General features: G+C 64.9%; 19 protein-coding genes and 1 pseudogene. 7 read left to right on the top strand and 13 right to left on the bottom strand.

Annotated elements, in window-relative coordinates; genetic code table 11:
* Positions 1-181: pseudogene (locus tag AUR64_RS10345) on the top strand (glycerol kinase); the annotation flags it as partial.
* 56 nt (positions 182-237) lie between these two features.
* Positions 238-1,305, top strand: a complete 1,068-nt coding sequence (locus AUR64_RS10340; protein ID WP_058581893.1) for a hypothetical protein — start codon at positions 238-240, stop codon at positions 1,303-1,305.
* 143 nt (positions 1,306-1,448) lie between these two features.
* Here AUR64_RS10340 and AUR64_RS10335 read toward each other — a convergent pair whose 3' ends face one another.
* The 4 genes from AUR64_RS10335 to dhaK all read right to left on the bottom strand — a co-directional run bounded on the left by AUR64_RS10335 (position 1,449) and on the right by dhaK (position 4,743).
* Positions 1,449-2,096, bottom strand: a complete 648-nt coding sequence (locus AUR64_RS10335) for a helix-turn-helix domain-containing protein (RefSeq protein ID WP_058581818.1) — start codon at positions 2,094-2,096, stop codon at positions 1,449-1,451.
* A 250-nt stretch (positions 2,097-2,346) separates the two neighbouring features.
* Positions 2,347-2,733: a dihydroxyacetone kinase phosphoryl donor subunit DhaM gene (dhaM, locus tag AUR64_RS10330; protein ID WP_058581817.1), complete on the bottom strand. Its 387-nt coding sequence runs from the start codon at positions 2,731-2,733 to the stop codon at positions 2,347-2,349.
* Positions 2,734-3,477 carry a dihydroxyacetone kinase subunit DhaL gene (gene dhaL, locus AUR64_RS10325; RefSeq protein WP_058581816.1) on the bottom strand — a complete coding sequence of 248 codons (744 nt, stop codon included), beginning with the start codon at positions 3,475-3,477 and terminating at the stop codon, positions 2,734-2,736. It abuts the gene before it with no gap.
* 264 nt (positions 3,478-3,741) lie between these two features.
* Complete coding sequence (gene dhaK, locus AUR64_RS10320; RefSeq protein ID WP_058581815.1) at positions 3,742-4,743, bottom strand: dihydroxyacetone kinase subunit DhaK; 1,002 nt, start codon at positions 4,741-4,743, stop codon at positions 3,742-3,744.
* Between the two features lie 194 nt (positions 4,744-4,937).
* Between dhaK and AUR64_RS10315 the strand changes: the two genes are divergently transcribed.
* Positions 4,938-5,603 (top strand): phosphoglycolate phosphatase, encoded by a 666-nt coding sequence (locus tag AUR64_RS10315; protein ID WP_058581814.1) that lies wholly within the window; start codon positions 4,938-4,940, stop codon positions 5,601-5,603.
* Positions 5,604-5,622: 19 nt separating this feature from the next.
* On the opposite strand, the gene cutA is transcribed toward AUR64_RS10315, so the two are convergent.
* Both cutA and AUR64_RS10305 read right to left on the bottom strand, forming a co-directional pair.
* Entirely contained in the window at positions 5,623-5,937 is a 315-nt protein-coding gene (gene cutA, locus AUR64_RS10310; protein ID WP_058581813.1) for a divalent-cation tolerance protein CutA, read from the bottom strand.
* 8 nt (positions 5,938-5,945) lie between these two features.
* Entirely contained in the window at positions 5,946-6,137 is a 192-nt protein-coding gene (locus AUR64_RS10305; RefSeq protein WP_058581812.1) for an HEWD family protein, read from the bottom strand.
* A gap of 127 nt (positions 6,138-6,264) precedes the next feature.
* Here AUR64_RS10305 and AUR64_RS10300 point away from each other — a divergent pair, with 127 nt between their 5' ends.
* Positions 6,265-6,585, top strand: coding sequence for an EthD family reductase (locus AUR64_RS10300; RefSeq protein WP_058581811.1), 321 nt, complete (start codon positions 6,265-6,267; stop codon positions 6,583-6,585).
* Positions 6,586-6,632: 47 nt separating this feature from the next.
* On the opposite strand, the gene AUR64_RS10295 is transcribed toward AUR64_RS10300, so the two are convergent.
* Entirely contained in the window at positions 6,633-7,190 is a 558-nt protein-coding gene (locus tag AUR64_RS10295) for a GNAT family N-acetyltransferase (protein WP_058581810.1), read from the bottom strand.
* 112 nt (positions 7,191-7,302) lie between these two features.
* On the opposite strand from AUR64_RS10295, the gene AUR64_RS10290 reads away from it, so the two are divergent.
* Together AUR64_RS10290 and AUR64_RS20470 are read left to right on the top strand one after the other, a co-directional pair.
* A complete protein-coding gene (locus AUR64_RS10290; protein WP_058581809.1) occupies positions 7,303-7,857 on the top strand; it encodes a class I SAM-dependent methyltransferase in 555 nt (184 codons plus the stop codon).
* 189 nt (positions 7,858-8,046) lie between these two features.
* Positions 8,047-8,202: a rubrerythrin-like domain-containing protein gene (locus tag AUR64_RS20470; protein WP_155120563.1), complete on the top strand. Its 156-nt coding sequence runs from the start codon at positions 8,047-8,049 to the stop codon at positions 8,200-8,202.
* 94 nt (positions 8,203-8,296) lie between these two features.
* Here AUR64_RS20470 and AUR64_RS10280 read toward each other — a convergent pair whose 3' ends face one another.
* The 6 genes from AUR64_RS10280 to AUR64_RS10255 all read right to left on the bottom strand — a co-directional run bounded on the left by AUR64_RS10280 (position 8,297) and on the right by AUR64_RS10255 (position 18,894).
* A complete protein-coding gene (locus tag AUR64_RS10280; protein ID WP_058581807.1) occupies positions 8,297-9,280 on the bottom strand; it encodes a DUF368 domain-containing protein in 984 nt (327 codons plus the stop codon).
* Between the two features lie 4 nt (positions 9,281-9,284).
* Positions 9,285-12,563 carry an oligosaccharyl transferase, archaeosortase A system-associated gene (locus AUR64_RS10275; RefSeq protein ID WP_058581806.1) on the bottom strand — a complete coding sequence of 1,093 codons (3,279 nt, stop codon included), beginning with the start codon at positions 12,561-12,563 and terminating at the stop codon, positions 9,285-9,287.
* A gap of 57 nt (positions 12,564-12,620) precedes the next feature.
* On the bottom strand, positions 12,621-14,081 hold the full coding sequence (locus AUR64_RS10270) for an oligosaccharide flippase family protein (RefSeq protein ID WP_058581805.1): 1,461 nt from the start codon (positions 14,079-14,081) through the stop codon (positions 12,621-12,623).
* The gene (locus AUR64_RS10265) at positions 14,081-15,628 is read right to left on the bottom strand and encodes an alkaline phosphatase family protein (RefSeq protein ID WP_058581804.1); all 1,548 of its coding nucleotides are present in this window, start codon (positions 15,626-15,628) and stop codon (positions 14,081-14,083) included. The genes AUR64_RS10270 and AUR64_RS10265 overlap by 1 nt, the downstream gene beginning before the upstream one ends.
* Positions 15,629-15,682: 54 nt before the next feature.
* On the bottom strand, positions 15,683-17,302 hold the full coding sequence (locus AUR64_RS10260) for an alkaline phosphatase family protein (protein WP_058581803.1): 1,620 nt from the start codon (positions 17,300-17,302) through the stop codon (positions 15,683-15,685).
* A 68-nt stretch (positions 17,303-17,370) separates the two neighbouring features.
* Positions 17,371-18,894, bottom strand: a complete 1,524-nt coding sequence (locus AUR64_RS10255; RefSeq protein WP_058581802.1) for a sulfatase — start codon at positions 18,892-18,894, stop codon at positions 17,371-17,373.
* A gap of 139 nt (positions 18,895-19,033) precedes the next feature.
* On the opposite strand from AUR64_RS10255, the gene AUR64_RS10250 reads away from it, so the two are divergent.
* Complete coding sequence (locus tag AUR64_RS10250) at positions 19,034-20,068, top strand: glycosyltransferase family 4 protein (RefSeq protein ID WP_058581892.1); 1,035 nt, start codon at positions 19,034-19,036, stop codon at positions 20,066-20,068.
* Positions 20,069-20,070: the final 2 nt, after the last annotated feature.

Raw genomic sequence — 20,070 nt, 5'->3', positions numbered from 1 at the left:
GTCGGCGTACGCCGCGGGCCTCGCCGTCGGTTACTGGGAGACGCTCGACGAACTGCGCGACAACTGGCAGGTCGACCGTGAGTTCGAAGCCGAGGACGGCAAGAACGTCGAAGGTCGCCACGAACGCTGGCAGGAAGCGGTCAAACGCTCGCTCGACTGGGCGCGCGACGGGAGTGACTGACGATGCTGAAATTCGGGTCACTCACTGCAGTCGGTTTCGCCGGGTTCATCCCGGTCATGCAGACCAGTTTCGGCGTCTTCGTCGACCCGGTGATGATTCTGGCGGCGCTCGCCGGCGGCGCGTTCGGCGCGGCGCTCGGAGCGCTCCCGGCGTTCATCTTCACCGGCTTCATGGTCATTGCCGGACAGGTCGCAGAGTTCGTCAGCCCCGAGGCAGCGGGTATCACCGGTGCAATCGCGTTCGGTCCGCCGTTCTCGCCGGCTATCAGTTTCGCCGGCGGGGCGGCCGCGACGGCGTACGCTGCCAAGCAGGGGTACATGGACACCGGGTTCGACTACCACGAGGCGAAGAACATCCTCTTCGCACAGGGGACAAAACCCGACGTGCTCCTCGTGGGAGCAGTGTTCGGTGTCGTCGGCTACTGGATTACCCAGTTGTCGAACGTCTTCCTGCTCCCGTGGGACTCCATTGCGATGGGTGTCGTTCTCTCGGCGCTCATCCATCGAGTCGCCTTCGGCTACCCGATTATCGGCGACGTCCGTGGCGGGAGCCTCCTCGACATGTCGCCGTTCGAGCGCGAGGAGATGCGTCCCAGTGCGGGTGAAGCCGCTGCCGACGGTGGGACGAACCAGCCACAGACGGACGGAGGTGTCGTGACGAAGTCACGGCTTGCGGTCGAACCGTGGCTGCCGCACCAGTACAAGTGGGTCAACGTCGCGACGCTCAGCGTCTTCGGCGGCCTGCTCGGGGCGTTCATCGCGCTCGAAACCGGACTCGTCTTCCTCGGGTTCGGTATCAGCGCGGCGTCGCTGGTCTTCCTGAACTGTGGCGTCGAACAGACGCCGGTTACCCACCACATCACGCTCATCGGGAGCGCAGGCGCAGTCGCGGCCGTCGGTGGCGACCCGACGGGAGCAACGACGGTCGGCCTGCTCGTGGGGGCGGTGTTCGGCCTCGTCGCGGGGCTGTCCGCCGAGGCGTTCCAGCGTGTCTTCTACGCGCACGGTGACACGCACTGGGACCCGCCGGCGGCGGCTATCGTCATCGGGTCGTTGCTCATCGGAGTGCTCGCCATCCTCGGTATCCTGCCCGACTCGTCGTACGTGCCGACGCTCGGCCTCTGAGCGACCGACGAACGACGACCACCCATTTTTCGCGGGTCTCGGTTCGGCTGTTCCGATACGCGTCTCCCAGCTTTCGGCGTCGACGTTCGTGAGACCCCAGAGTCTCTCCAATACGCTGCACGCAGTCGTCGAAGCCGCTCAGCTTACCCGAGCGGTTCGACTTCGTCCTCGGTGAGTTCGGTGAGATGGAGCGTGCTCTCGGCCAGCGAGTTGTGTGCCCGGCGGAGTCGTTCCGAGAGCGCCTGCTGAGTGATGCCGATTTCGTCGGCGAGTTCGGTGAGCGTCACGTCGCGTGGAACCTTGAAGTAGCCGCGACGGTGGGCGACGACGAAGGCTTCCTTCTGCTCGTCGGTGAGTGCGAACTCTCCCCGGCCGAACGTCTCGTCCAGTTCGGTGATACGTTCGACGGTCACGGCCAACTCGTCGGCCTCCCAGCGGTCGTGTGCGGCCGCGAGTTGGTCGTGACGCGGGAACAGCACTCGAAACTGCCAGTGTCCGTCGTCTGCCGACGCACCGAGCAGTGTCGACCCCCCGAGAAGCGTTTCGAGAGTTTCTCTCACGGACGTTTCCCACTCGATTCGATAGAGTCGCTTCCCGTTCGACTCGGTCAACAACGTCGCCGTTTCGACCGACGAGTCGTCGTGGAGAGTCTCTTCGACATCTCCTGCGTCGCCGAACCACAACAGCGCCGTTGGCGTCCCCCAACCGTGTCCTGCGGTCCGGAGTACGTCGACGTCGACACCCGGGTGTCGGTCGAAGAGCGTTTCGAGAGCGAACTGTTCGGTCGGCATACGTAGTTCTGCAATCGTTGTCATATCCGTGAGTCCTCTGAGTCGTGTTGTGTGTTCCTCGGTGCCCGAAGTGCCCGGCCGCCCCGACTGTCTTTGAATGGGTGTCTACGAGTAGCGAGATAAGCAGTTTTGTGACTCTTTGAGACATACTCTAGCGCTGACTCTGTCGGAGTGCTTCGACTCCCCGTCGAAACAGTAGCCGGCGACCACTCACACCGACGCAGTGTCACAGCGGCCGAACCGAGAGCAGTCAGTTCAGCTTCCGGTACTCACGGGCCTCCTCGGCGGATTCGACGACCGAATCGAGCGTCGCTTTCGACCCGCTGGCTTCGACGGCGGCGTTGAGCGCGCCTTCCAGAATCGGGGCGTCGGCGATTCGGACGGTCGCATCGCCCATCTCCATCGCCACTTCGGCGTTCATCACGGCGCTGCCGAGGTCGACGAGGACGACGACACCGTCGCCGTCGTCGGCGGCGTCGATGGCATCCTCGATACGGTCGACGCTCGTGCCGATACCGCCGTCGGGGTCACCGCCGGCGGGTTCGATACGTGCGTCGCTGCCGCCCATCTGCGCGGCGATGTCGCAGATACCTTCGGCGGCTTTCTGACTGTGGGAGACGACCACGAGACCGACCATCTACTCGTCCTCCCCGTCGAGTGCTTCGTCGGCCGCTTCCTCGGGCGACTCGTCCGGCACGTCCGGCGACCGAGCGTCCCGAACCACCTCGCCGTCGAGATACTCCTCGGCCGTTTCGAGCAGTTCTTCGAGAATGAACAGCGTACTCGTCGCGCCGGGGTCTTGGTGACCGACCGACCGCCAGTCGAGATACGACGCTCGGCCTTTCCGCGCCCGTAGCGGCACCGTGTAGCGGACGCCGCGTTCGCAGGCGTCGACGGCTTTCGAGAGCGCGGTCAACGGCGGCAGGTCGTCCTGTTCGATGGACTTCTTGTACGTGTGGACCGCCGGCACGAGGGCGTCGACCATCGTCTTCGCGCCGATTTCGGCCTTGCCTCGGTCTTGGACCTTCTGGAGATACGTCTCCGCGAAGGCGACGCTCGTCTCGGCGGTGATGCCGCCTTCGAGTTCTGCGCTGGCGAGCATCGTCGACCCGCCGTACAGCGGCCCCGCCGCGCCGCCGACGTTCGAGATGATAGTTTTGCCGACCATCTTCACGAGGTCGTCAGGTCCCATCTCCTCGGCGTCGTCGCCGTCGAGTGCCTCGACGACGGCCTGAAACCCGCGGTTCATGTTCGCCCCGTGGTCGGCGTCGCCGATAGCCGAGTCGAGGTCGGTCAGATACGACTTCTCCTCGGCGATTCGCGCGGCAACGTTGTCGATGGCCGCCAGAATCGCCTCCCGCTGAATCTCCGCGTCTGCCATGTCCGATAGAGGGACCCCACGGCGCAAAGTGTTTGTGTCGGTGGCAGTAGCTTACCGGGACGATTTCCTCTGTAGCGTACAGACGACACGACCGAGACTCGTCCGCATCCGCGCGACGCGGTGTCGTACTCTCGCGAGACGTCGCGCGGCGATTCGTTAGCTCACGGGGCGTCTGGCCGCGTCTTCGCGTAAAAACAGTCGGGGGTAGTCGTGGTGGTCGGTCTGGTCGGTCTGGTCGGTCCGTGGCGTCTCGCAGACGACGGCTCAGTCCATGCGCTTGAGCGCGAGCGTGTCGGCCGGCGCGCCGAGCAACTCTTTCAGTTCGTCGTCGAGACGAAGCACGGTGACCGAACAGCCCATCATGTCCAGTGACGTCATGTAGTCGCCGACCCACGCGTCCCACGTCTCGAGGCCGTGGTCGCCGAGAACCTCTTGGACGCGCCGGTTGACGATGTACAGTTCCGACATCGGCGTGCCACCCATCCCGTTGACGATGGTGGCGACCTCGTCGCCGTCGTCGAGTTCGAGGTCGTCGAGTACCTGCTCGGTGAGATGTTCTGCCACCTCGTCGGCGCTCATCACGTCGGTGCGTTCGACGCCGGGTTCGCCGTGGATGCCGATGCCTAGTTCGATTTCGTCCTCGCCGAGGTCGAACGTCGGTTCTCCCTTCTCGGGGGTGATACAGGACGTCAGTGCCATCCCCATCGTGCCGACGTTGTCGACGACCTTCTCGGCGACTTCCGTGACTTCCTGCAAATCGCCGCCCGCGGCGGCTTTCGCACCGGCGACTTTGTGGACGAAAATGGTGCCACAAACGCCGCGTCGACCGCTCGTGTACAGCGAGTCTTCGACGGCAACGTCGTCGTCGACGACGACCTGCGCCACCTCGACCTCCTCCATCTCGGCCATCTCGCCGGCCGTCTCGAAGTTCATCACGTCGCCTTCGTAGTTCTTGACGACGCAGAGGACGCCTTCACCGCCGTCGCAGGCGTTGACCATCTCCTCCAGTTGGTCGGCCGTCGGCGACGTGAACACCTCGCCCGCGGCCGCGCCGTCGAGCATTCCCTCGCCGAGGTAGCCGGCGTGTGTCGGTTCGTGGCCGCTGCCGCCGCCGGAGACGACGCCGACCTTGCCGTCGATGGGCGCGTCGGCGCGGACGAGCACTTTGGTTCCGTCGAGGCGTCGGACGCGCTTCGGGTGCGCGGCGACCATTCCGTCGAGCATCTCGTCTACGTAATCACCGGGTTCGTTGATGAGTTTCTTCATGGTTCATGGTAACAATGGTTCAAATCGCTCAAAAGCTTTCCTCGGCGACACGTCACTGTCCCAGTTTGTTTCACTTCGTCTCGCTGCGATTCGACCCGTCCCGTCACCAACCACCCCGTCTCGTCTCGGTTCCCTTCGGTCGGCGGACACACCGAATCCGACGAGGTTTACGCGCTCGAAGCCGAACCCCGGCCATGAATCGCCCCCTCGCTCTCGACATCGACGGCACGCTCACCCGCTCGAACGGCACGGTCGACCCGCGAATCTTCGACGTGCTTCGTGACTGGGGCGCGCCCGTCGTACTCGCAACCGGCAAGTCGTTTCCCTACCCGGTCGCACTCTGTCACTTCGTCGGCATTCCCGAGACGGTGGTCGCCGAGAACGGTGGCGTCGTCTACGCCGCCGACGAGGTGACCGTCACGGGTGACCGCGCCCGCGCACAGGCCGTCGCCGAGGAGTTCGTCGCCCGCGGCGGCGACCTCGGGTGGGGCGACGCCGACACGACGAACCGCTGGCGCGAGACCGAAATCGCGGTCCACATCGAATCGGACGAAGCCTTGCTTCGAGCGGTCGCCGACGAGTTCGGGATGGAGGTCGTCGACACCGGCTACGCCTATCACGTCAAAGCGCCGGGAGTGACGAAAGGAAAGGGCCTGAAAGCGGTCTGTGAGACGCTCTCGCTCGACCCCGAGACGTTCGTCGCCATCGGCGACAGCGAAAACGACGTCTCGACGTTCGAGTTAGTGGACGAGTCCTACGCCGTCGCCAACGCCGACGACCGGGCACGCGCCGCCGCCGCAACCGTTCTCGACGAGAGTTACAGCGACGGCACGCTCTCGGTGCTGGAGTCGCTGCGGTAAGAACCACCGAGGGTTTCGTTTACGCCTCGTCGGACCCGACCGCACCCGCGCGCCACGCGGCGAACGAGTCCAACACGTCGCTTTCGTCGAACCGTTCGATGCAGGGTGTCTCGTGTGGGTGGAGTTCGAGCACTCTGTCGCGGAGTTCGTCGTACGCCTCGTCGGTCGTCTTCGCCAGTAGCACGACTTCCTCTTCCTCGACGACGTCGCCCTCCCAGCGATACGTCGACGCACAGGGAAACTGGTTCACGCAAGCGGCCAGTCGCTCGTCGACGAGCGTTCGTGCGAGCGTCGACGCGTCGCTCTCGGGGACGGTGATGTACGCGGTAGGCATGGTGTGAACTACCCTTCGATGGGGAGGAACGTGCCGTTGATATCCCACTCGTGGATACAGTGGACGCTGCCGGTCTGCGGTTTCTCGGCGTCGTCGACGGCGACGCGCCAGGACTCGCTGTCGTCGCACCAGGCTTCGCGACGGCCACAGCGCTCGCAGGTTCGGTCTGTCGGTCGGCGGAGTCGGACACCACTGCTCATACCTCTCGAAAGCGCACGGAGAGAGTTAAGCGTACTCCCGTTTTGGACAAGCAACCGAACAGCCGGCAGAACCCGCTGCAACCGCCGGGACCGATACACGCAAGTCGCCGCCGCGAGTGAGTTTCGTATGATTAAACTGGTAGAACTGTTGGTGCGCCGCGACGGAATGACCCACGACGAGTTCGTCGACTACTGGTTGAACGAGCACAGCCCCATTGCAAAGGAGATGCCCGGCCTCAAAAAGTACGTCACGTCGGTGCCGAAAGACCCCGACCGGACCGAGTACGACGGCGTACTCGAACTGTACTTCGAGGACAGCGAGGCCATGAGTGCCGCTTTCGACTCGGAGGCGGGCGAACGGACGCTCGCCGACGCCGAGCAGTTTCTGGAGACGGGTGCGGGTCCCCGACTCGTGCTCGACGAGACGATTCAACTGGACGACCTCTGAGTCGCCGAGTTTCTGACGCCGTGAGTCGATGCCGCAACTCCGCGCGGCTACTCGCTTCGTAACTCTGAGAGCGACGCGACCAACACGAGTTGGTCGTAGCGTTCGCCACCGAACGCTTCGGTTCGTTCGCCGCGCACCTCGAAACCACGCGCGTCGTAGAACCGTCTCCCCCCGTCGTTGTTCGCGAACACGACCGTCCGCAGTCGCTCGACACCGTCGGCGGCGAGGTCTGTCGCCGCTCGGTCGAGCAACGCCGTCCCCACGCCGCGTGCCCACTGTGCTTCGCGGACGTACAGACGGCCCAGTTCGCGTTCGGCGGTCGCCGCAGTAGAACGCGCCGTCGACGCGTCGTTTCGCCCGTCGCTCCCGCCGTAGACGTGCGCGAACCCGACGACCGACCCGTCGATTTCGGCGACGTAGACGCCCGACCCACCCTCACCGCTCTGTGCGATTTGCTCGCGGAGGTCGGTCGGGTCGTACCACGCGTCGACCGTCTCGTCGACGACCGAAGGCGAGAGGAGGTCGTCGTAGGCGGCGTGCCACGACTCCCGAGCGACGGCCGCGACCGCCGACGCGTCGTCGGCGTTCGCTTCTCTGACGTTCACAGTTCGGGTTCACGGGGGTGGCCGTTCGCTCTTTCGTTCGTCTCTCCCCGCTTTCGCCCGTCCGCTGCTCTCCGCCCGATACTTTCCTTACGCCGCCGCACGAACGACCTCCATGGGTTTCCACACGTTCGACATCGACCGCGCCGACGCGCTGGAGGACGCGGGACGCTACCGTCACCTCTCGACGGAGGAACTCGTCACCGCACTCCGACCGCACTCGGAGATGACCGTCGCCGACCTCGGCAGCGGCACCGGCTTCTACACCGACGACGTGGCCCCGTACGTCGGTCACCTCTACGCCGTCGACGTCCAAGACGAGATGCACGACCTGTACCGTGAGAAAGGGCTGCCCGAGACGGTCGAAACCGTCGTCGCGGACGTGTCGTCGCTGCCGTTCGGCGACGGCGCACTCGACGCCGCCTTCTCGACGATGACCTACCACGAGTTTGCGAGCCCCGATTCGCTGGCAGAACTCGCGCGGGTGCTCCGACCGGGCGGGCGAGTCGTCACCGTCGACTGGAACGCGACGGGCGCGGGCGCGGCCGGCCCGCCGACCGACGAACGCTACGGCGTCGGCGACGCCGTCTCGGCGTTCGAGAAGGCCGGCTTTTCGGTCGAACACGCGGAGTCACGCATCGAGACGTTCCTCTGCGTCGCGTCGCGCTGAGGGACTACAGTCATCCTCCGGTCGGCGAACTGTCAAGGAGAGAATTGACGAACGAAGGCCCTTGTTGTCAATTTTGGACAAGCGAACGGTTCTGTACCGAATCACCCGAAATAGGGCCTAGAATGCACTAATATTGTATTGGTTCGTTTCAGGACAACTGTTATATGTCACTGGTTGCCACACTTGGATATGGCAATCTACAACGCGCCCGTCGACCCGTACAGCCCCGAGCGAGGCTACTACGAGTGTCTCACCTGCGGGAGTCGAGAGACGAGCACCGACCATCTGACGACGTGTTCGTCCTGTGGCGGCGACGTCAGAAACCTCGCCGTGCCGCGCGAGTAGTCGAAGAACGGGAAGAACGAGAAGAACGGGAAGAACGAGAAGAACGGGAAGAACGAGAAGAACGAGAGGAGCGCAGAAAACGACATTCGATTTTTCAGTCGAGGTCGATGCCGGCGATACGGTCGACGGCGACGACGAGCGTACCACCGACGAGCGCTGCGACGGCGAAGATGCCCAGCACTTCGGCCGTCCACGACCCGCCGTGTTCGGCGAGACTCGTCGACAGTTGCGAGACGGGTGCGCGAAGCGCGCCGAAGATGAGCGCGATGAGGAACGCGAACGTCGCCTCGCGGTAGTGTTCGAGCGCCCAGTCGACGGCGTGGGCGACTGTGAACAGGCCGACGAGCGCGCCCGAACAGAACGTCACGATGGTGACGAACGGGCCGGTGAGCGCGTCGAAGCTCCCGCCGCCGACGAGGCCGAACACGCCGTCGCGGAACGTCGAGAGGGTGTCGGTCATGAAGAAGTACTGCCCGAGGATGAGCAGCAGCAACGACCCCGAGATGCCCGGCAGAATCATCGCGCTGATGGCGATAGCACCGGCGACGAACGTCACGACGGGGCTGTGTCCGAGCGCCGACTGCGCCTCTCCGGAGACGACGAACGCGAGGGCGAAGCCGACGACGGAGGCCGCGAGACGGCCGGGCGTGTCCACCGACACTTCGGTGATGAGTACGAGCGCCGACGCCGCGATGAGTCCGAAGAAGAACCCGAACGTCGGAACCGGAACGCTCTCGACGGCGACTTCGACGAGGCTCGTGATGGTGACGATGGCCGTCATGATGCCGAAGCCGAGCGTCACCAAGAACGCGGTGTCCATCTCGCGCAACGAGGCGAACGCGTCGCTCGTGTCGCCGGTGACGCCGCGGAGCACGCGGAGTACGTTGTCGGCGTCGATGGCGGTCACCGCGTCGATGAGTCGTCCGTAGATGCCGGTGATGAGCGCGATGGTGCCGCCGGAGACGCCGGGCACCGCGTCCGCGGCACCCATACAGATTCCTCTGAGGTAGATGCCGAGCCAACCGCGGAGGCCACCCGACACCGTGTTCACGTCCGAGAGCGTCTCACCGTCGGCCATCGGGTTAGCTCCACACCGTCACAGGTGCAGTCACCAGTGCGGCCGTCACACTGCGAGCGGCCGAGGCGTCGGGTGCGACCAGTGACGTGCTGTTGGAGTCGTTGCCGGCGGTCGAGTCGTTCGAGGAATTGGCCGACTCGTTGTCGACACTCTCGTTGCCGAACGGGTTCTCGCCGGTGCCGTTTCCGACCGACTCGTTCTCGGCTGTCTCGTTGCCGGCCGTCTCGTTATCCGACCCGGTGTTGACGGCTGCGGGCGTCTCGGTCAGTTCGACCGTCGCGGGACTGTCGTCCTCGCCGACGACCTTCGCGTCGGAGACGTTGACCGTCCCGGTGTACTGCACGGAGTCACCCGACTCGTTTTCGACGGGTTGGGTGCTGACGTAGTACGGGCCGTTCGAGCGAACGCTGACGTTCGTGTACCCGTCGCCGGTCTCGTCGTAGCCGGTCGTCGAGTACGGCAGCGTGAACTCGAAGTTGCCGTTGGCGTCCGTCTCGGCGTACTGGACGTACGTGAACGTCTGGTTTCCAGCCATCTCCATCTGGACTGCGGCGCGGACTTCACTGTTTGCGGGTGCGCCGCTACCTTCGACCGTCGCACCGGGGACGCGCTCGAACGTCTTGACCCACTGCGGCGGCGTCTGCGTCAGGAACTGCGCGTTCAGCCCCGTAATCTGACCGGTGCTGAGCAGTTGCCGGAAGTACGACCGTGACTGCGTCGCCGACGACTCGCTGGCTTTCACGAGGCGGTAGTGTTCCATCGCCTCGACCCGTTCTTCGGGGTACGGACCGACGCCGCCGACTTGGGCGGTGCCGTCCTCTTCGACGAACTCGCGGGCGGCGCTCATGTTGTCGAACGTCCGCAGCAGCGTCGCGTTCTCACCCTCGCCGACGGGCGTCGGAACGGAGACTTCCTCGCCGGTCTGCTGGTTCACGGCGGGCGTCGGTTCCCAGTCGACGACGAACGGCTGTGGGTCCATCGCGCTGCCGTGGTACTCGTACAGACGGACCATCGTGCTGTCGTAGTAGCGCTGGTCCTTCAGGAAGAAGCTTCCCTGGAACCCTTCGGCGTAGATGCGCTGGTAGAAGTCCGCCTGCGAGAGGTTCTCGTTTTCGTCGTAGAAGACGACGGGTGCGCCGAACTTCTCGCCGGGCGTCACCATCTCCCAGTCGACCATCACGTAGCGCGTCTGGTTACCCTCGGTGCTCTGACTTTCGAGCACTTCTTGGGACTGCTGCTCGCTCGGCGCGAGCAGGAAGTTCGCCGCGGAGGTCGCACCCTGCTGGAACGGGTTCGCGTTCGGAATCCGCTCGGACCCCATCGTTATCCAGTGACCGTAGTCCCACCACGACATGACGCCGTATGCGCCTTCGGGGTAGTCGTAGTCGCTGTCGGCGGGCCGGTCGAAGCGTTCGTAGTAGCCGAGTTGGTCGGCGTTACCCGCACCGCCGTAGTTGCCTTCCTGTGGCGTGTTGTTCGCCATCCACCCGAGGCTCCCCTGCCACTGGGTGTACGCGCCGGGCGAGTTGGCTGCGCCAATCTGCTGGGCCGTCGCCGTCTGCTGGCCCTGACTCCCGCCGAGCGGGACGAGAAGCACCGGCGTGAGTACGAGCATGACGACGGTGACGACGGCGAGTATCTGGTAGACTTCGACGTCGTCGGTGACGCGCGTGACGGATTTCCGAAGCCCGAGGTAGCCGAGAATCTCGCCGAGCAGGAACGCGTTCATCACGACGACGACGAGCGCGAGGTAGTAGTTGAATCGGAGCTGTGTGAACGCCGCCGCGGTCATGAACGCCGCCCAGACGACGACGAGCAGGTGTTCGGACCGGTAGCTCGTCAACAGCGTCGCCCCGACGATGAGACTGAACACGACGATGAGGCCCAAGAGGGCGTGGTCGATGCCGAGCGCGCCGCCGATGGCTTTCGGCACTGCGGGAATCAGGTACAAGAGGCCGACGACGGCGACGGAGGCGGCGACGTAGCCGACGTTTCGGGAGTCGCCGCCGCGGATGAGCGGCTTTGCGAGCATCCACGTGGCCGCGGCGACGCCGGTGAAGATGGCGAGGCCGTACTCACTGAGCAACTGCAGCGTGGCCGTCGTCCCGAACTGCGAGAGCGTGTTCGGGTCGAGGAACGGCTGGGCCTCGCTGATGGTACGGGTTCGCGCCCCGGCGCTGAAGCCGAGGATGCGCTGGAAGTTGTTCGTCAGCTGCTGGAACGCGTCCGGCAGCACGACGGCCATGAGGCCGAGCGAGACGACGATTGCGCCGCCGACGGCGGCGGGGTACAGCGCGGTAGAGAGGTCACGCGACTCCCACTGTCGGGCGAGCCACGCGAGGAAGACGGAGCCTGCGCCGACGGCGAACGCCAGCACCGGCTGGATGAGTGAGAACTGCGTCGCGCTGAACTCGAAGGTGTCGACGCGAAGCAGCATGAACAGCGCCGTGACGCCCATCGACACCGCGCCGACGAAGGCGATGGGTTCGGGCGACTCGCCGTTGACGACGTCGCTGACCATCTTGACGACGATGAACGTGCCGACGACGCCGACGAGGAGGACGCCCGGCGGCCACACCCACATGTACAGTGCGAGTGCGACGCCGGCGAGCGCGGACCACTTCAGCGGCGAGCGGAGCGCGTCACGGTCGCGGTCGGCGACGAGTTCCCAGATGGGTTTCTCACGCTCGGCGACGGCGAACGCGACGATAAACGCCAGAATGGCGATAGCCATGAACAACGGCTCGACACCGTTGTGGTCGGAGACGCCGACGAGCGAGCGCCGGAGGAACGACCCGGGCAACTGCATCAGGATGACCGCACCGAACAGGCCGGCGAGTCGGCCGCCGAGGCGCTTCCCGATGAGGTAGACCGGAATCGCGGTGAGCGCGCCGAAGACGGCGGGCGCGACGAGTAGCGTCTGCGCGACCAGTTGGTCGCTGGGGCTGCCGAGACCGATTATCAGCGCCGCTGTGGCGACGATTTGGTCGTACAGCGTCCCGAACTGCCCTTGGTACGTGCCGTACGGGAAGTAGGTCCAGGGGTCGAACGGCATCGTGAACGGCCAGTGTCTGACGGTGTATTCGACTTCGCGGAGGTGATACCAGGCGTCGTTGCCCGAGAAGACGACGGTACCGTTTTGGATGTAGTTGCCGTAGCCCTGCAACCGATAGTAGAGCATGACGGCAACCACACCCAGGAGGGCGGGGATGTGGTACCAGTCTTCGAGGCGGTCGAGGTAGGAGTCCTCTGTCTCCTCGACGCTCTCTGTTCGATGACTCATTGGCCGAAAGGACTGGCAAAACCCGCATAAGCCTTATGATACGACACTCCCCGAACGCTAGCGAATCTCGCGTCTCAGGTCCTGTACGACCCACCACGCGTCGTTTCTGAGCCGACCGTTCGTTACGAGCAACGACGCGAAGTACGCGAGGCCGCCGACGCCGAGCACGAGCGCCAGCGAGAACACCCCGGAGATGCCGCCGAGAAGCGCGTAGACGGCCGCGACGACGACCATCATCGACAGCGTTGCGGCCACCTGACTTCCCACGTCGGCGCCGACTTCCCGAGTCGGTCGGTATTCGAGGTTCCGCCACAGCAACAGACAACTGCCGCCGAAACTCAGCGTCGTCACGAGACCCAGACCGACGGTTCCGGCCAGTTCGGCGAAGGGTAGCACGAAAATCGCGTACGTCACGATGAGGACGACCGAACTCGCCGCGCTGATGCGCGGGCGGTTCGTCCCGAGGAAGTACGATTCGAGCACGCTCCGGTAGCCGTTCGAGAGGTTCGCCAGCGCGAGTACCGCGATGAGGAGGTTGCCGAGGCCGACGGTGAACCCGCCGAGAGCCACAGTGCCGGGGTCGACGCCGTAGACCACTCGGAGCAGGTCGTTGCCGACGACGAGGCCGCCGCCAAGCGCCGGAAGGGCGAACAGCCCCGCGTACGTCAGCGACTTGGCGAGCAGTTCGCGGATTCGGTCGCCGCGGTCGTTCGCTTTCAGTCGGGAGAACTCCGGGAACGAGACGTCGGACAGCGCCGACGAGAACAGCATCGCCGCCTCCGTCAGCGTGAAGGAAATCTTGTACAAACCCGCGGCGCTCGTCCCGAACAGTTGCCCAAGGACGATGTAGTCGGCCTGTTTGAACAGCTGTGAACCGAGCGACTGGAGGTAGGTGTACTTCGAAAACGAGAGAAAGTCGCCGACGAGTTCACGGGAGGGGAACGCCGGAATCACGCGCGCGTAGCCGAGATACGCGACGAGGAACGTCGCAAACTGGCCCAAGACGAGCCCCCACAGCAGCGCGTACACCTCGAACCCGGCCACCAGCAGCGCGGTCTGTAACCCGACGATGATGACGTAGCGGCCGTTCTCCAGAAACCCCGCGAGCGCGACTTGCCCCTTGCCTTCGAGAAACGCGCCGGTCAGCCGCATCAGACTCCACGAGAGGATGCCCAAGGGGACTAAGAGCGCTGCTTCGGCATCGAGGATACCGTTGACCAGCGGTGAAGCGGCCGCGAACGCAACTGCCGAAACGGCCGTTCCGACGAGGACGATGAGAACGCCGCTGGTGAAATGTTTGGCTTGGTTCTCGCCCTCGCTCACCCGTTTCGTGACGGCGCTGAACAGGCCGAAGGTGACCATCGTCGCCGCCGCCATCTGGAAACTCGTGAAGATGGCGTAGACGCCGAGGCCCGACGTGCCCAGAAGTTGGGTGAAATACACCGTCCCGGCGAATCCGGCGACGGTGCCGAGAACGTTTGCGACGAACCGCTTCGACACCTCCGCGCCGACGTTCATTATTCGAGGTAACCGAGTTCTCGGAGGCGGGATTTGACTTCGGTTTCGCGCTCGTCGTCGCCGGAGACGCCGCCCTCGCTGACGGCGTTCTCGCCGACGAAGTCGTAGTACTCCGGTTCCCTGTCGGCGGCATCAGTATCCGGTGCGAACACGTCCAGTACGTCGCCGTCGATGGAGTTCGGGAGTCGACGGCCGAGCGCGTGCAGCACCGTCGGCGCGATGTCGGTAATGTTCGCATCCTCGACGGTTCCGGTGCGGAACGACGGCCCCCGCGCGAAGACGATGCCGTTGCGGGCGTGACCGCTCGTCGAGACGTCGAACAGCGGCGCGTCGACGTCGAACCGCGAGGAAGCATGGACTTCAGGCGTCTCGATAATCATGGTGAGGTCCGGCGTGTGCGGCCCGCCGCGGTCGAGTTCGACGAACCGCACGTCGAGACCCACGTTTTCGGCTGCTTCGGCGAGTGCTTCGCGGGCTTCCGCGACGATTTCGGCGCGCTCGTCGGCGTCGTCGGTGAGTGCGTACACCATCGTCGTCTTCTGCCCGATGTCGGCGACAGCGCGAGTTCGTTGCCAGTCGATTCGGCCGAGGCTGATGGCGTTGTCGAGGCCGAGCGCCGACCCGCTCGGCAAGTCTGCCACGTAGCTCTCGGGGACGACGTTGCGCGCGAGCGTCAACAGGCCGATTCGACCCAACACGTCGCTGGCGACGTCGCGGAGTTTCCCGAGCGCCTGTTTCTTGCCGTCGCCACCCTCCGAGAGGTGGACGAGACCCGCCTGTGACAGTGCGTAGTTCGGCGCAAATTTCTTCGAGACGGCCTCGAACCCGTGGTCGCTCATCACGACGATATCCTCGTCGTCGTGGGCGTCGAGGAACTCGCCGAGTCGCTCGTCGACGCGACTGTACACCTCGAACAAGGGATTCGACTGCTTGGGTTCGGTCGACCAGTAGTGGTGGGCGACGCGGTCGGTCGCACGGATGAGGCCGACAGCAAGCTCCGGGTTCTCCTTTTCGATGAAGTGCTCGAAGCCGTCGAAGCGTTTGTCGACGAGCGAGAGGCTCTGGTCGACGTAGTTTCGGCTGCCGGGCGTCGCGTCGTTTCTGAGTTTGTACTCGCCGACGACCTCTTCCAACTCGTCCCAGCGGTCTTCGGGGTAGCTGTAACTGTCTTTGTACTCGGGGGCCGCGGCGATTATCGTGCCGTCGATGGCCTGCCACGGGTGCGACCCCGGGATGTTGAACACGACGCAGCGACCCCCCTGGTCGTCGACGACGTCCCACATCTTCCCGGGGATGAACTCGTCGTGGCTCAAATCTAACTCGCGCGTCTCGCGGTTGAAATGTGTAAAACCGTAGACGTCGAGTCGCTCGGGGTTTCTGCCGGTGGCGAAGGCGGGCCACGCCGGAACCGTAATCTCCGGGATGGTGCTCTCCAAATCGCCGTGGACGCTTTCTTCGTAGAGGCGGGCGAACGTCGGGAGGTGGCCCGCGTCGACCCACGGACGAATCAGCGAGTGGGTCGCGCCGTCCAAGCCGAGGACAATCATGGCGGAAGCGATGTGGGTTCCGAGTAAAAGCCGTTCGGTCTCTGGGGCGGCGAACTACTCCAGATAGCCCAAGTCCGCGAGTCGACTCGCCACCTCGTCGTCGTCGGTCCGCGCGCGGCCGCCGACATCGAACTCGGGGTACTCCGTCGCCTCCGGCCCCGATACACACGGAAGCGTCCGGCCGTCCATCTCCACGTCCGGCGCGATACCCAGCGTCGCCAACACGGTCGGCGCGATATCGAACAGATGCGCGTCCGAGAGGTCGGTGCCGGTGTCGACGCCAGTACCAGAAACCGAAACCACGCCGTCGAGTTTGTGGTTCCACGGTTCGGGGTCGCCGAACTGCTCGCCGATGAGCGCCGACAGCGAGTGCTCGAAATCCGTTGGAACGGTGACGATGTCGACTGCTTCCTCGGCATACGGTCCCTCGAACACGTCTTCGCGGGCGAGGACGCGCTCGAACACCGGTTCTCTGTCGGGGGTCGTCGCCTTGCGCAACTCGTCAATCAGCGCCTTCCGAACTGCGCCGTACTCTGACTCGGGAATCGTCCCGTCCGGCTCTCTCCCTTCGACGTTCAACCGAATCCCCAACTCCGAGGGCGAACGGAGATACGCCTCAGAAGCCGCGAAGTCGACCGATTCACTGGCGGCGAACACCACGGAGACGGGAACGTGGCGGCCGACGAACTCCGCGAGACCAACTCGGTCTAAAATTGCCTTGCCGCGCTGGTACGTCAGTCCCGCACGCGCCGCCGCGGCGGCGATAGCCGAGAGTAGCTGTGTACCACCGTCGTCGTCTTCCTCCCCTGAATCCGACTCGTCGGTCAACTCGCTATCCTTGATTTGGAACCACGAGGGCACGTCTTGTCCGCCGCGGGCGGTGACGACTCTCGCTTGCTCCTTGAGGAACTGGTTGACGCGGAACTCGTAGCCGTCGTACTCACCCATCCCGTGGTCGCTGGCGACGACGACGGCGTCGGGGTCGCAGGCGTCGAGAATCTCGGCGAGTTCCTCGTCGACGGCGCGGTAGATGTCGCGGACTTTCGCTTGGTCGCCGGGGAAGTCGTGGAAGACGGCGTCGGTTTTCTGGAACTGGACGAAGCCGAACTCGGGGTCGAAGCGGTCGGCGAGATAGCGAAATGTCTTCCCACGGAGGTGGCTCAGTTCGACGTAGTCGCGGAACTTCGCCTCGTCGCTGCGGCGTTCGTCGGTCTCGCGTTCGGCGTAGACGCGGTACGGCCCAACCTCGTCTTCGATATCGTCGAGCAGTCCGTCGGGGTGACAGCGTGGCTTCTCGGCGGCCAGATAACCGGGGACGAGCGCACCGTCGAACTCCCGTGGTGGGTCGGTGACGGGGGCGTTGACGACGACGCTCGTCAGACCCGCTTCGTCGGCGTACTCCCACATCGTCCGCGCCTTCACGTCCGTCGAGTTGACGATGTCCCACTCGTAGCCGTCGAAGGAGAGAAAGTCGAAGACACCGTGCTTGCCGGGGTTCTTGCCCGTGTACAAGGAGGGCCACGCGCTCGCGGTCCACGGCGGAATCTGTGATTCGAGCGGCGCAGTCGCACCGTCGTCGAACAGCGAGCGGAGCGTCGGGAGGTCCCCGTCGTCGAACAGCGGTCGAAGGACGGGCAGACAGGCGGCGTCGAGTCCGACCAACAGGGTTCGCATGGTTTCCCGCACAGGCTTGGCCGGTAAAACGTTCCCTATCTCGTGTTTGGAGCGTTGCCTCCGAACTCCTATTCGAGGTAGCCGAGTTCCCGCAGGTTCCGCTCGACGCCTGCGCTGTACTCGCGTTCTCTCTGACCGTCGACGACGAACTCCTCGCCGAGCGTCTCGGTCAACTGCTCGCGCAACGATTCCTCCAGTTCCGCGTCGTCGACTTCGTCTCCCGTCTGCACGTCGTACAGGTACTCGCGACCGTCCGACCGGCGCTCGAATCGATGACTCTGCGTCCGAATCGACTTTTTGCCCGTCTCGAACGCCGAACGCGTCTCCTCGGACACTTCGGCGGCGGCTTCTCGGTCGCTTTCGTCCATGATTGCGGTTTCGGCGAACACGGCGTCGCGTTCGCCGTGCGCGTCCGTCTCATCTCCGCCCGCACCGAACAACGCCCGACCGCTCGTCTTCTCGGGCGCTTCGATACCCGAGAGGTCACAGAGCGTGTCGAACAGGTCCACGAGCGAGACGAGGTCCGAGCGGCGCGCGTCCGATGGAACATCCGGGCCGCTCACGACGAGTGGAACGTGAAGCAGTTCGTCGTGCAAGAAGTAGCCGTGGTACATCGCGCCGTGTTCGCCGAAACACTCGCCGTGGTCGGAGGTGAGCACGACGTGGGTCTCCTCGCGGCGGCCCGTCTCGTCGAGCCAGTCGAACAACTCGCCGAGTTGGGAGTCGAGATACCGGACGCAGGCGCGGTACCACGCTCTGAGTACCGAGAGTTCCGCCTCGTTCAGGTAGTCGCCCGTCTCGTACTGCCGCATTGCGATGCTCGTCGCCGACGCGCCGTCGGCCGCCGCGAACAGTCGCTCGGGTCGCACGTCGTCGCGGTCGAATCGCACCGTCGAGGGGAGGAACTCTTCGAGAAGCGGGAAGAACGGTCTCTGTAACTCGGATGTCTCCTCGCGCATGTACGGGTTGGGCACCCAGTACGGCGCGTGAACCGTCGTCAGATTCGCCATGGCGAACCACGGCGCGTCGGCCTCCGAGATGTATCGCTGGAGTTTCTCGACTTTGATTCGGGTGTAGTAGTCGTTGCCGCGGGTGGCGAGACGCCACAGGTCGCGGCGGACGAACTCGTCGGTCAGCACTTGGCGGAGATACGGTACAGAGGGCCGCTTTTCCATCTCCTCGTACACCTCGTAGTACTCGTCGAATCCGCGGTCCAGTCCGACGGGCGACCCCATCTTCGACGGTCCGGGAATCCCGATGGTGTCGTAGCCAGCCTCGCCGAATCGCTCGGCCATCGTCGTCTCGCCGGGCGACAGCGAGGGCCACGCGCCCCCGAATCCCGTCTCGGAAGGGTAGCGGCCGGTGAACACCGCGCCGTGCGACGGCGGCGTCCACGACCCGACGGCGAAGGCGTTCTCGAACGTCGTCCCCTCGGCGGCGAGACGGTCGAGGTTCGGCGTCGGCGGCGCGTCGTCGGCGTAGCAGGAGAGGGCGTCGACCCGGAGGGTGTCGCAGATGACGAGGAGCACGTTCGACGAGGGGGCGTCCGCCGAGGCGGGAGTCGTCGAAGTGGCGTCCGTCGGGGAGTCCATGCCCGCGGTTTCCGAAGCAAGCGTCATATCGCTTGCGTGTCGGTTCGTCGAAATTATCGACGACCGTTGCGACTTCTCCGTGGCCCGCCGCGCCGCCGACTCCAGCGGATTTATACGCCTCTCGCGCGCCGCTTTTTCCGTGAATCGACGGAGCGCACGCGTGGCGATGCTGTATCAGGACCCTCATCCGGCCCACCGCGGGTTCGCCGAGGCCATCGACGCCGACCTGGTCGACTTCCAACGCCACTCGCTCGGTTCTTTCTCCGACAGCGTCGTCGGCGACGTGTACAACGGACTCCGTTACCCCGCCTACGACGTGTACCTCGTCGAAGGCTCTCGTCCCTTGTACGCCGCGCTCGCACACCGCGCGACCCGGCGCTCGAAACTCGTCTACCTCTGTGCGGACCATGGGCTCTACAGCCTCGGCCAGTCCGACTTCGAGGGCAGTTCGGGATTCAAATCGCTCGTCGGCCGCTTCGGAACGCCGGCCATCGGCGCAATCGGTTCCCGATTCGTCGACGGCGTCGTCGCCGTCTCCGATTTCGCGGCGGAGTTCACGCGACCCATCGTCGGCCCGCACACCCCCATCGAAGTCGCACATCCCTTCATCCAACCCGACGTGTACGACGCACTCGGAGGTGTCACTCCCGATATGGACGCGAACGTCGCCGTCACCGTCGGCCGACCGTGGCGCTACAAGGGTGTCGACATGCTCGTCGACGCGTGGCCGACGGTCCGCGAGTCGATTCCGGACGCCGAGTTGCACGTCGTCGGCGGCGGCCATCCCGAGTCGTACGCCGAGACGCCCGGCGTTTCGGTCCGCGGCTACGTCGAGAATCTGGCCGACGCCTTCGCGCCCGCGTCGCTGTACGTCCAACCGTCGCGGATGGACACGTTCCCCGTGAGCACGCTCGAAGCGATGCGCGCCGGATTGCCGCCGCTCGTCACCGAGACGACCGGAACCCGTTCGGAGGCCGGCGCGCTCTCGCCGAACCTCGTCGTCGACCCCGCGCCCGAATCACTCGCCGCGGGCGTCGTCGACTACTTCGAGCGCGACGGCGACGACCGACGGGAACTGTCCGCTCGTGCCCGCGAGCGCGGGACGACCTTCGACGCCGAAACTCGAAAGGAAGCGTTCGCCGAGGCGTTCGATGCCGTACTCGAAGCACTTTAACG

This window comes from Haloprofundus marisrubri (assembly GCF_001469955.1).
In the GTDB taxonomy this organism is placed as follows: Archaea; Halobacteriota; Halobacteria; order Halobacteriales; family Haloferacaceae; genus Haloprofundus; species Haloprofundus marisrubri.
The sequence above is the reverse complement of the archived record's forward strand: the minus strand, read 5'-3'. Positions and strand labels throughout refer to the sequence as shown.